Annotated in this window: 10 protein-coding genes and 1 tRNA gene; 9 read left to right on the plus strand and 2 right to left on the minus strand. The window is 71.6% G+C overall.

Annotated elements, in window-relative coordinates; all coding sequences use genetic code 11:
• Positions 1-2 precede the first annotated feature (2 nt).
• Positions 3-575: a 5-formyltetrahydrofolate cyclo-ligase gene (locus tag ACQPZ4_RS03910; RefSeq protein ID WP_433056192.1), complete on the minus strand. Its 573-nt coding sequence runs from the start codon at positions 573-575 to the stop codon at positions 3-5.
• Positions 576-701: 126 nt separating this feature from the next.
• Between ACQPZ4_RS03910 and ACQPZ4_RS03915 the strand changes: the two genes are divergently transcribed.
• The 7 genes from ACQPZ4_RS03915 (at position 702) to ACQPZ4_RS03945 (ending at position 8021) form a co-directional block, all read left to right on the plus strand.
• Positions 702-2759, plus strand: a complete 2058-nt coding sequence (locus ACQPZ4_RS03915; RefSeq protein ID WP_433056193.1) for a diguanylate cyclase — start codon at positions 702-704, stop codon at positions 2757-2759.
• 9 nt (positions 2760-2768) lie between these two features.
• Complete coding sequence (locus ACQPZ4_RS03920; RefSeq protein WP_433056195.1) at positions 2769-3701, plus strand: UTP--glucose-1-phosphate uridylyltransferase; 933 nt, start codon at positions 2769-2771, stop codon at positions 3699-3701.
• Entirely contained in the window at positions 3698-4984 is a 1287-nt protein-coding gene (locus ACQPZ4_RS03925) for a molybdopterin molybdotransferase MoeA (RefSeq protein WP_433056197.1), read from the plus strand. Before ACQPZ4_RS03920 ends, ACQPZ4_RS03925 begins: the two co-directional genes overlap by 4 nt.
• A complete protein-coding gene (locus ACQPZ4_RS03930; RefSeq protein WP_433056199.1) occupies positions 4981-5595 on the plus strand; it encodes a GNAT family N-acetyltransferase in 615 nt (204 codons plus the stop codon). The genes ACQPZ4_RS03925 and ACQPZ4_RS03930 overlap by 4 nt, the downstream gene beginning before the upstream one ends.
• A gap of 220 nt (positions 5596-5815) precedes the next feature.
• Positions 5816-6499, plus strand: coding sequence for a divisome protein SepX/GlpR (gene sepX / locus ACQPZ4_RS03935; RefSeq protein WP_433056202.1), 684 nt, complete (start codon positions 5816-5818; stop codon positions 6497-6499).
• Positions 6500-6564: 65 nt separating this feature from the next.
• A tRNA-Ala gene (locus ACQPZ4_RS03940) sits at positions 6565-6638 on the plus strand.
• Between the two features lie 225 nt (positions 6639-6863).
• Complete coding sequence (locus ACQPZ4_RS03945; protein ID WP_433056203.1) at positions 6864-8021, plus strand: low temperature requirement protein A; 1158 nt, start codon at positions 6864-6866, stop codon at positions 8019-8021.
• 3 nt (positions 8022-8024) lie between these two features.
• On the opposite strand, the gene ACQPZ4_RS03950 is transcribed toward ACQPZ4_RS03945, so the two are convergent.
• Complete coding sequence (locus tag ACQPZ4_RS03950) at positions 8025-8837, minus strand: SCO2525 family SAM-dependent methyltransferase (RefSeq protein WP_433056205.1); 813 nt, start codon at positions 8835-8837, stop codon at positions 8025-8027.
• 315 nt (positions 8838-9152) lie between these two features.
• On the opposite strand from ACQPZ4_RS03950, the gene ACQPZ4_RS03955 reads away from it, so the two are divergent.
• Both ACQPZ4_RS03955 and ACQPZ4_RS03960 read left to right on the plus strand, forming a co-directional pair.
• The gene (locus ACQPZ4_RS03955; protein WP_433056207.1) at positions 9153-10106 is read left to right on the plus strand and encodes an FAD-dependent oxidoreductase; all 954 of its coding nucleotides are present in this window, start codon (positions 9153-9155) and stop codon (positions 10104-10106) included.
• Between the two features lie 159 nt (positions 10107-10265).
• The gene (locus ACQPZ4_RS03960; protein ID WP_433056209.1) at positions 10266-12107 is read left to right on the plus strand and encodes an SCO2524 family protein; all 1842 of its coding nucleotides are present in this window, start codon (positions 10266-10268) and stop codon (positions 12105-12107) included.
• Positions 12108-12109: the final 2 nt, after the last annotated feature.

Genomic DNA, 12109 nt, shown 5'->3' on the forward strand with positions numbered 1-12109 from the left:
GCTCAGCCTCCATCATTGGCACTCTGATACTTCGAGTGCCAATGGTGCGGTATCGGACACCCCTTCGTCCAGTCGACGTGCGCGTTGTCATAGCCCGCCAGCGCTCCGCAGACGCGCTGGTCATGCGGTTCGGACGGAACTTCCCGCAGGTACTCCCCGGGATAGAGCAGCACGACCGCAGGCGCCTCGACCCGGCGCAGGACCCGGTCGTAGGAGCCGCCGCCCTGCCCGAGCCGCGTGCCGTCCTCGCCCACGGCCAGCCCCGGCAGCAGCACCAGGTCGGCGTCGGCGATCGCGTCGCGGCCCAGCCGCGGCCCGTCCGGCTCGCGCAGGCCCAGGCGGCCCTCGCGCAGGGTTCCGGTGTACCGCGCCCAGTCCAGGTCGTCGTCGTCCAGCAGGACGGGCAGCAGGAGGCGCTCCGCCGCCGCGGCCAGGGACGGCACGAGGTCCGCGCCGCCCGGCTCCAGGGCCAGGGGGACGTAGGCGGCGACGGTTCGGGCGCCTGCTCGCCGTACCAGATCAACAGCGGCGGCGACCAGAGAACGGTCGGCGACCGCCCGATCGGCGGCCGGCATGGCACGGCGGACGGACCGGATGTGCGCTCGCAGCTCGGATTTGGGGGACACCTGTGGTAGCACCGCTCGATTCCATGTGATTTGTGACAGCATCGCATCAACCGAGGCAGTGATGGAGGCGAGGACGTGACCCTGCGGGCGCGGCTCACCGCCGCCTTCCTCGCGGTCGTCCTGGGCCCGGTGCTGCTCGGCGCGGTCTTCGTCGGCATCGCGGTGGCCACCGTCGGCGACCAGCGCGCCGCCGAGCGGCTCGCGGCCGGCAGCGACAACCTGCGCGCCGCCCTTGCCGTGACCTGCCAGCGCCTGCAGCTGGCCGCCGAGACCGCAGCGCTGCAGGTCGCGAGCCCGGACGCGGCCCGCACCGCCGTCGGGCGCGGCCTGGCCCGCGCGGTCGAGGTGACCCGGGCCGACGGCAGCGTGCTCGCCGTCGCGGGCGATCTCCCGGCCCGGCCGTGGGCCGACTGCGCCGCGCCGACCACCGCCGCCTACGCCGCGCTGTCCGCCTCGGTCGACGTGCTCGACGCCAACGGGCAGCGGACCGGCCGCGCCTACGCGGTCGAGCCGGTCGACTCCACCCTGCTCGGCCGGCTCGCCTCGGCCAGCGGCGTGCGGGTGAACTCGCTGGCCAGCGGGCCGCAGCCGACCGCCGAGGACGGGGCCATCGCCGACCTGGCCCGCGGGCTGATGCCGGGCGCGACCGGCACCACCGACGGCGGCCGGCTCGTGCGCCGGCTCGACCCGGCGGCGGGGCAGCCGCTCGCCCTGGCCGTCAGCGTGCCCGCGCCGGACGTGCAGGGCCTCTATGCGGTACTGGTGGCCGTCGTCGTCTGCGCCGGCCTGGTCGCGATCAGCGTGGCCTGGTGGCTGGCCCGCTCCACCACCCAGCCGCTCACCGAGCTGGCCCAGGCGGTCGAGCGGGTCGCGGACGGCGACCTCGGGGCCCGGGTGCCGGTGCGCAGCCAGGACGAGGTGGGGCGGCTCGGGCAGACGTTCAACCGCATGACGCGGGAGATGCAGGGGTACGTCCAGGCCCTCACCGCCAGCCGCGACCAGCTCCGGGGCCAGCTCGGGGTGCTCGGCGACACCCTCGCGGGCACCCACGACCTCGACCGCATCCTGCAGGTGATCCTGCAGACCGCGACCGCCGCCACCGGGGCCCAGGCCGGCGTGGTGCTCATGGCCGACCAGGCCGGGGTCGAGCTGCGCGGGCAGGTCAGCGAGGGGCTCGCCGGGATCGACCTCAACGAGCTGCGCCTGGCGCCGGGCGAGGGGCTGCTCGGCACCGTCGCCGCGTCGGGCGAGCCGATCCGCGGGCGGGTCGACCGCGACGGGCCCGTGCTCTCGCCGAACGAGCCGCGGTGCGTGACGTACGTCGCCGTCCCGATCGCCGCGCCCGCCGCCGGCCCGACCACCGGCCTGGAGCCGCAGACCGAGCGCCCGCCGGCCGCGCGGGGCGTGCTCGCGCTCTACGACCGGCACGGCTTCGACGAGTTCGACGACGCCGACCTGGTCACCCTGCGCACCTTCGCCGGTCAGGCGGCCGTCGCGGTGGACAACGTCCGGGTCCACGAGGAGGCCCAGCGGCTCTCCCTGACCGACCCGCTGACCGGCCTGTCCAACTACCGCTACCTGCGCGAGTCGCTGCGCCGGGAGGTCGAGCGGGCCAGCCGCTTCGGCCGCGACCTGGCCGTGCTCTGCCTCGACCTGGACCACTTCAAGGAGGTCAACGACACCTACGGGCACGCCGCCGGCGACGCGGTGCTGGCCGAGTTCGCCCGCCGGCTGCGCGTCGAGATCCGCGAGGTCGACTTCGCCTTCCGGCAGGGGGGTGAGGAGTTCGTGGTACTGCTGCCCGAGACCGACTCGACCGGCGCGTCCGTGCTCGCCGAGCGCCTCGGCGTGGCCGTGCGGCGCAGCCCGGTGCTGGTCGTGTCGGCCGCGGGCAGCCCGGTACCGCGCCGAATTCCGGTCACCGTATCGATCGGGATCGCAGTCTTTCCGCACCACGGCCCGACCGGGGCGGCGGTGCTCGAAGCGGCCGACGATGCCCTGTATGCGGCCAAGGCCGGAGGTCGCGACACATATCGGCTGGCCGCGGGCGAAAGCGGCGTGAAGGCGAGCGCCGAGGTGACGCCCGGCGCGCCAAAGGCGACGCAACCACCGCGACAGAGCCGCGGCGGCTAGCCTTCTACCATGCCTGACACGACTCCTCACCAGTCCGCGACGCGGCAGCGGGCTGTCAAAGCCGTGATCCCGGCGGCGGGGCTCGCCACCCGCTTCCTCCCGGCAACCAAGGCCGTCCCCAAGGAGCTCCTGCCGGTGGTCGACCGGCCCGTGCTCCAGTACATCGTCGAGGAGGCGACCGCCGCCGGCATCAGGGACATCCTGCTGGTGACCGGCCGCGGCAAGACCTCGATGGTCGACCACTTCGACCGCCGCCCCGATCTGGAGGCGCGCCTCGCCGAGAAGGGCGACACCAAGCGCCTGGAGGCGATCAAGCGCCCGGCCGAGCTCGCCGAGATCTACACCTGCCGCCAGGCCGAACCCCTCGGGCTGGGCCACGCGGTGTCCTACGGCGAGAGCCACGTCGGCCCCGAAGCCTTCGCGGTGCTGCTGGGTGACGAGTTCTGCGACGAGGCGGAACCGCTCCTGCCGGCCATGCTCGACCTGCAGGCCCAGACCGGCGGCATCGTGCTCGCGTTCATCGAGGTCGACCCCGAGGAGACCAACCGCTACGGCATCGCCGCCGTGGAGCCCTCCGACCTCAAGGTCGACGCCGGCGAGACGGTGAAGGTCACCGCGCTGGTCGAGAAGCCCAAGCCCGAGGAGGCCCCGAGCAACCTCGCGATCGTCGGGCGGTACGTGCTGCCGGCCGAGATCTTCGACGCGATCCGCCGCATCGGCCCCGGTGCCGGCGGTGAGATCCAGCTCACCGACGCCATGGCGCTGCTGCTGGCGGAGGGCACCCCGGTGCACGGCATCGTCTACCGGGGCACCCGGTACGACACCGGCATGCCGCTCGGGTACTTGCAGACGGTCGTCCAGCTCGCGGTGAAGCGCGACGACCTCGGTCCGGCGTTCAGCCAGTGGCTGACCAGTTTCGTGGAGAAGGATCTGCGCGGGTGACAGCGGTTCCAGCGACGGGCTCCCACCACGACGCGGCGCGTGACGCCGGCGTCGGGTCGAACGCGCGCGTCCCCCTCGCCGACTATCTCGCCGGCGTGCTCCGAGGGCTGCGCCCGTTGCCCCCGCTGGACCTGGAGATCACCGCGGCGCACGGCAACGTGCTCGCCGAGGACGTGGTCGGACCGGGCCCGGTGCCCGCGTTCGACCACGCCGCCATCGACGGGTACGCCGCGCGCTTCGACGACATCAGCGACGCCCAGCCGGGCCGGCCGGTCCGGCTGAGCGTCGTCGGCGACCTGGTGGCCTCGAGCTGGCGCCCGGTCCGCCTCACCCCCGGCACCTGTTTCTCGGTCGCGGCCGGCGCGCTCATGCCGGTCTCGGCCGACGTCGTGGTCCCGCCGGGGATGACCGACCAGGGCATGGCCGCCGTCGAGGTGTACCACCCGACCAAGCGCGGCCACGGGGTCCGCCGGGCCGGCGACGAGCTGCCCGCCGGGGCGATCCTGGCCCGGGCCGGCGCCTACGTCACCCCGCCCCTGGTCTCCGTGCTGGCCGCGAGCGGCATCGGCCACGTCGTGGTCCGCCCCAGCCCGCGGGTCGTGGTCATCGCCACCGGCGACGAGCTCGTCGACGTGGGCCGGGCCAGCCAGCCGGGCCAGGTCGTGGACGCGAACTCGCACGCGCTCACCGCGGCGGCGGCGGAGGCGGGCGCGCACGCGTACCGCGTCGGCATCTGCGACGACGACCCCGAGGGCCTGCGCGGCCTGCTCGACGACCAGATGCTGCGGGCCGACCTCATCATCACCACCGGCGGCACGGGCACCGGCCCGGGCGACATGGTCCGCCGCATCCTCTCGCGCACGGTGGTCTTCTCGGATCTTTCGGTGTACCCGTGCAGCTCCCTCGGCTACGGCACGGTCGGCGGCCCCAACGGCGTGCCGATCGTCTGCCTGCCCGGCGACCCGGGCGCCGCCCTCATCGGCTTCGAGGTGCTCGCCCGCCCGGTCATCCAGCTGCTGGCCGGGGCCGATCCGGTCTTCCGGCCCAGCGTCCGCGCCCACCTGCTCGAGACGGTCAGCTCGCCCTCCGGGATGCGCGAGTTCCGTCCGGCGTACATCACCGAGCGCCGCGGCGGCGGGTACACTGTCGCTCCGCTCGCCGGTGGCCCGTACACCCTCTCCGGCCTGGCCGACGCCAACGGTCTGATGGTCCTGGGGGAGAAGGTCATCAGCGCGGCCGCAGGCTCCACCGTGGACGTCATACTTCTGGATAGGCGGCGATGAGTCAGCCCGGATGGCCCGCAGTCCTCAGGGACGGCCCCGTGACCCTGCGCCCCTACCGTCGCTCCGACGCGCGCCCGTGGTCCGAGGTCCGCCGGGCCAACGAGCAGTGGCTGGGCAAGTGGGAGCCGACGCCGTACGGCACCTGGCACGACCTGAACTCGATCGCCGCCTTCCGGGCCGTCCACGCCGACCTGCGCCGGGCCGCCCGCCACGGCACCGCGATGCCGTTCGCCGTCTGTTACGAGGACCGCCTCGTCGGCCAGCTCACGCTGGGCAACATCGTGCGGCGGGCGTTCTGCTCCGGGTACGCCGGCTACTGGGTCGACTCCCGCTACGCCGGCAAGGGCATCATCCCCACCGCGCTCGCCCTGGTCGTCGACCACGCGTTCCGCGTCGGCGGGCTGCACCGCATCGAGGTCAACATCCGCCCGGACAACGCCGCGAGCCGCCGGGTCGTCGAGAAGCTGGGCTTCCGGCAGGAGGCGTACCACCACCGGTACCTCCACATCGACGGCGACTGGCGGGACCACCTCGGGTACGCGATGACGACCGAGGACCTGGTCGACGAGGGCGGCCTGCTGGCCCGCTGGCACAAGACGCTGGTCTCGTAGGGTCACGTAGGGTTTCCTCCCTTTCGTCCCGGTTTGCCGACATTCGGCCATGTCCGATTTGCACCTTCGGGCGTTTCCTCCTGCGTGTTGACGTGGTACAGCCCCCGGCGCGTCGTAAGGTCTTGAGACGGAGTTACCACGGTGTAACTTCCACATACTTCGATGACTTTCGTGCCTGGGGGGACCGGCACGGGGGGCTTGAACAGGATCAATAGGAGGGGTGAGGGTGCCGACCTCGGTGCTCCTCGCCGTCCTCGCCGCTGCTGGGCTCCTCGCCCTGGCGCCCGCCTTGGTGCGCCGATACGACGCAACAGAGCGGCTGGTGGCGGAGCGGGCGTTGTCGACCGCGCGGGTGCTGACCCGCGCCGATCGACGCCGCCGCACCGTGCCCGGCCGCCGCCCGGTCAACCCGCCGCGCCTGCTCGTGCCGCGGGTCTCGTCGTCGTCGGGCCCGCTCCCGGCGCCGCGCCTGGCCCCGGTCTCGGCCCCGCCCGCCCGCACCCCGCGCCGCCGCGTGCACCGCGCCCCGCGCGCGATGTACCGCCGCCGCCGCGTGCTGCTGGCCCTGGTCCTGCTCAACCTGGCCGAGGTGTGCGGCATCACGCTGGTCAGCCCCGGGTTCTGGGTGAGCTTCGCGGTCACCGGCGCGCTGCTCGTCTACTACCTGGCCCACCTGCGCACCCGCGCGCTGCGCGACCGGCGGCGGCGGCGGGAGGAGGCGCGGTACGCGGCCTGGATCGCCCGCCGCCAGGCCCAGGTCCGCCGCGAACAGCTCCGCCGCGCCGCCGCCCGCCGCGAGGCCCTGGCCCGTCAGCTGGCCGAGCGCGACCGCGCCCGCCGCGAGGCGGCCCGCCTGAACTCCCTGCGCGGCCGCCCGTACGACACGCGCGCCTCGGGACAGTGAACCCATTCGCGAAGCCCGGAACCGACCTGTTAGTCTTAGCGCCGGTCCGCTACACGGGACCGGTTGGGGTTGTGGCGCAGTCTGGTAGCGCACCTCGTTCGCATCGAGGGGGTCAGGGGTTCGAGTCCCCTCAACTCCACGTTTAGGCCCAGCCTGCTCACAGGCTGGGCCTGTTCGCGTTTGCGTGGAGTTGCCTCCGCGCTCGCAAGCTCGCTCCCCAATGGGGGAGCGAGCTCCACCCATGCCCCCTCATCTGCGCTCCGGCTCGATTGGCGCACCATAGAGATCTTCGTCGGGGTCTGATTTGCTGGTGTGGGCCCTGGTTGCCGCTGGGCCATTGGAGGGTGTCTTGGGCGTTCCTGGGTTGCAGGCTCCCTGGCGGCGGCTCATGGGCGGGCGCGACCCGCAGGAGGAGCACCGCGCCTCCACGCCCCTCGAGCTGCTCTTCGACCTGTGCTTCGTGGTCGCCGTGTCGCAGGCCGCTGCGCAACTCGCGCACGGCATCGAGGAGGGACACTCGCTCCAGGCGGTCGCCGGCTTCGCGATGGTGTTCTTCGCGATCTGGTGGGCCTGGATGAGCTTCACCTGGTTCGCCTCGGCCTACGACACCGACGACGGGCCGTTCCGGCTGCTCACGCTGCTGCAGATGGCGGGCGCCCTGATTCTCGCCGCGGGCGTCCCGGCCGCGCTGACCGACTACGACTTCACCCAGGTCACCATCGGCTACGCGGTCATGCGTATCCCCATGGTGGCGCAGTGGCTGCGGGCCGCGCGCGAGCACCCGGAGGGGCGGCAGACCGCCCGGCGCAACGCCCTGGGCATCACGGTCGTGCAGGTGCTCTGGATCCTCCGGCTGCTGCTGCCGCACCCGTTCGACTACATCGCCTTTGTCGTCCTGGCCCTGGCCGAGGTCGCGGTCCCGGCCTGGGCGGAGCGAACCGGCGCGATCAAGTGGCATCCCGAGCACATCGCCGAGCGGTACGGGCTGTTCACCATCATCGTCCTGGGCGAGGTCATCCTGGCCTCGACGGTGGCCTTCGGCAGCGCCATGCACGCCGGCGTGTCCATCCAGCTGATCCTGGTCGCCGTGGGCGGCCTGCTGCTGATGTTCGGCATCTGGTGGGCCTACTTCCTGGGCGGCGACGAACACGGCTTCCGCTCGGGCAAGGTGGTCCGCACCTGGGCCTACGGCCACTACGTGGTGTTCGGCTCGGTGGCCGCCCTGGGCGGCGGGCTGGAGGTCGCCGTGCGGGCCGCGGAGCACAACGTCCACGTCCCGCCCCTGGTCACCGGCTATGCGGTGGCGGTACCGGTGGCGCTGTTCCTCATCGCGGGCCTGTTGCTGCGCTGGCTGGTCTGGCCGAGCGGGACGGTCATGCCCGTCCCGTTCATCGCGGCGTCGGCGGCGTTGCTGTTGTGCCCGCTGCTGGCGCCGTCCCTGGGCATCGGCGCGGCCATCCTGGTGATGGGCCTGGTCCCGGCGGCCGCGCTGACGGTCCTGCTGAGCCGGCGGTCTACGTAGCGGTTACCTGCCGCGGTACCCGGTCGCCAGCACCATGCCCACCTCGGGCCGCAGGTCGGACGCGATCGGCGTCACGATCGTCGACGGGGCGTGCTTCCGGGTCGCGTGCCTGACGGTCTCCTCGGTGACCGGGAAGGCCGGGAAGGTGCGGTCCTTGATCTCGTACCCGCTGGAGCCGGTCATGAAGGCCGCCGCGAACGGGGCGCCGGTCTTCAGCGCCTCCAGGAAGCGCGTGACGGCGCGGAAGAACTCGTTGCGGTCGGCCGACAGGGAGCAGGCGACGAAGAACATGGTGCCGATCTCGTACCGCCGCCGGGGCAGGTCGAAAATGCTGCCCTGACTGATGACGGCCTTGCGCCGGAACTCGGCGAACGGGCTGTGCGAGCGCACGTAGTGCTCGTAGTTGCGATCCTCGCCGTAGAGCTTCCAGAACGGGTCCCACGAGCGCCACGAGCGGTCGAAGCGGCGCACCCACGACTGCTGCCCGCGCAGCCAGGCCACGTTCGCGGTCGAGAACTCGACCAGGTCCAGGGCCGAGCAGAACGGCAGCATGGACAGCGTCGGGTACAGGTTCGCCCCGGGCCCGACGTCCAGGCCGCGCGCGTTCGGCGGCAGGGGCGAGCGGCCGAAGAAGTCGCGCACGTGCTCGACGATCTGGCGGTCGTCGTCGCGCACGGTCATGTAGTTGTGCTGGTGGTACGCCTTCGGGTTGAAGGCGTTCCAGTCGAACTCGTGATTCTGGGGTGGCTTGTGCGCGTCCGCAGCGGCGCGGGCCGCCTTCCGGCCGGGTTTCGTGGCCGTGGCCGGGCTCGTCATCGAGCTCCTCCTCGGATCGCCGACATGATCGTCATAGGGGGCGGTCGGCACGTGCGACAGTTGATCGACCGCTGACATTACTGGAGTGTCAAGAGGTGCAATCTCGCCCGATCGGGTGGCGGGCGCCTGCCGGGCGTTCACGAGACCGCCTCGGAAAAGCCTCGCGTCCAGCGTACGTCGGTGGTGCCCGCCACGCGGGTGAACCCCGAAGTGGTCGACCGGGCTTCTGACAAGAGGCTTGTCGTTTGTCGGACAGCTTTCTGCCAAATATTCATGAGCATCGTGATGATCATATGATCGCGCTAACCTGTCTCTATGGGGCGCCCGGAGTTCTTGGTCCTCGGTGCGGGCGTATCTGGACTTACGACCGCCGTCTATCTGGCCGAGCGCCGGCATGCTGTCCATGTCGTGTCGGATCGGGCACCGGGCCGGACCACTTCGGCCGCCGCGGGCGCCAGTTGGGGTCCGTATCTCGTCAACGACCCGCGGGCGCTGCATTGGTCCGATGTCACCCTCGAGGTGCTCGAATCCATTGCCGATGTCCCCCGGACCGGCGTCCGGATGGTCGCCGGACTGGAGGTGTCCGACGATCCCGGCGGACCCCCCGAATGGGCGACCCGCATCCGCGACTTCCACCGGTGCACCGACAGCGAGCTGGATTCGTTCCGGCCGTTGTACCGCACCGGCTGGCATTACACCATTCCGCTGGTGGACATGCCGGTCTACCTGGAGTTCCTGGCCGACCGCCTCCGCGCGGCGGGCGGCACCACCGACTTCCGCCGGCGGGTCGAGAGCTTCGACGAGCTGCTCGGCGAAGCCGACTGCATCGTCAACTGCTCCGGGATCGGCGCGCGCGAGCTCGTCCCGGACAAGACGCTGTACCCGACCCGCGGCCAGCTACTCGTCGTGGAGAACCCCGGAATCGAGGAGTTCTTCCAGGACAACCAGCACGGCGACGACCTCACCTACATCTTTCCCCACGGCGACCAGGTGGTCCTGGGCGGCTGCGCGACCGACCACGACGACTCGCTCCTGCCCGATGCGGTGACCGCGGACCGAATCCTGGAGCGCTGCACGAAAATCAGGCCCGAATTGAGCAACGTCAAGGTGCTTGATCACCGGGTCGGCCTGCGCCCGTCGCGCGACACCGTGCGGCTGGAGCTCGTCGATCTCGCGGGTACACCGCTGATCCACAACTATGGACACGGCTCGGTGGGGGTGAGCCTGTCATGGGGATGCGCCGAGGCCGTCGGCGACTTGATCGTTTGAACGTAGCCGCCGGTCATGCCGTATTACCCCACGGGGGCTAGGGATTGTCGATCCCGCTGGTTACGATTTGTTTGAAGCCTGACCCGCAGAACTGATCTTGCGAATGGTCACGAATGCGGCGGCGATCTATAGGGCCCGACGGGGACATGGTGGTTATCGATGAGGATGCAGCCCCGCCAGGAGATACTCGATATCTGGCGCGCCGTCGTGAGGTGGTCCTGGCAGAAGGACCAATGGGTGTGGGGCGGGCGGTTCGCCTCCAACTCGATCGGTGACGCCGAGCAGCTGCTGTGCCTGCTCCTGCCCGCCTCCAAGGTCTCGGCGTTCGGCCTGGACGATCCCGACCGCACCGGCCTGGACATGATGGACGCGCTGGAGGACTTTGGCGGCGCCACGGAGATCCCGCGCCGGATCATTTCGGTGCTCGCGGAGTACTACCACCGCTACACCGACGAGTCCGGCACCCCCATCTTCGCCGGGGGCAGCTACTTCACCTCCTCCACCGAAGGCGAGGAGCCGACCGAGGAGCAGCGCGCCCTCGACATCGTCGACTCCTACGCCATGTCGATCACCCTCTCGCTGGCCACCATCGGTTTCGCGCGGGTCTTCCGCGGCACGACCCGCCGCCATGCGGTGCTCGAGGTGATCGACGACGTCGAGCAGCGGGCGAGCGCCCGGCTGACGGCCGCGATGATCGGCCTGCTGCGCAGCTTCAGCGTCAACGTCTTCGACGCCGACTCGGTCTACGGCAAGAACCTGATCCGGACCGTCAACCAGGAGGGACTGCCGTCCCGCGAGGTGGTCGACGGGCTGCGGCTGGAGCTGCGCCAGACGATGGCGAGCTTCCGCGAGGTGCTCATCGGTTCCGGCCAGGTCACCGACCTCGACAGCCAGAACCAGCTCTTCGAGTGCGGCTGGTCCTGGAGCATCGTCGAGAACGCCCCCGAGATCGAGGTGGCCTCGACCGAGGAGATCGGGACCCAGCGGCCGGGCGTGGCCGAGCAGGCGCCGTACCTCTACTTCACCGTCATCGCCCTGGACGCCATCGAGGACCTCTTCTCCGAGCGCACCCGCGTCCTGGGCCTGCTCAACGAGGAACAGCAGCGGCTGTCCCGGGCGCTGCAGCTGCGATCCGACCTGACCCGCTCCTACTGGGCCACGGTCGCCACCTACGGCGAGGGCACGCGCTGGCCGCTGGAGGACATCCCCTGGCGGACCACCGACGGCCTCGACTCGGACTACTTCACCCTCCAGGTGACCTCGCTGGCGGTGAAGGGGTTGGTGCAGAACCGCAGCTCCAACGCCCAGCTCGTGCGGATCGGCAACGTCCTGGCCGAGCTGGCCAACCGCGCCCGCATGACCCGCCGGCCCAACCGCAACGACCAGGCGATCGGGCTGCACTACCCCGGCGTGCGGCTCAACCTGATCGGCAGCGAGCGCGTCGGCGGCGGCGAGATGACCTGGATCGTCAACGAGTTCGCGCCGCTGCTGCTGCAGCGCACCGCGAACATCGCCGGCCTGCTCACCGACGCCACCGACCGCGGCGTGCTGCTGGAGACGGCTGACCGGGTGTGGGAGCACCTGCTCAGCCGGCGCCTGCAGCGCGGCGCGGGCCGCAACCTGTGGGACAACCCGGCCGGGGCGTTCCCGGACCTGCGGATGCCGCCCGAGGACTCGCCGTCCTGGCTGATCAACGAGCGGGTCGTCGATGCGCTGGTGGTCACGGCCAACGTCCTGGACCGGCCCCCGTTGACCAGTCCTGAGCTCGCCATGCACGGGGCCGCGCTGCTCAGCGAGGCCGAACAGCTCTTCGACCGCGAGCTCATGCGGGGCAGCGGCAAGTCCCTGGAGTTGGAGATCAAGACCATTCGCGCCAACCTGCGCCGGGCCCGGGAGGTCATCAACGACCGGCCCGGCACGGCCGCCTGGCTCGCCCTCACCGTGCTCGGACTGCTCAACGACCTGTCGGCCGGCCGGCAGAAGTCGACGGGGGTGAACTGACC

The organism is Dactylosporangium sp. CS-033363 (assembly GCF_050942475.1).
GTDB lineage: Bacteria > Actinomycetota > Actinomycetes > Mycobacteriales > Micromonosporaceae > Dactylosporangium.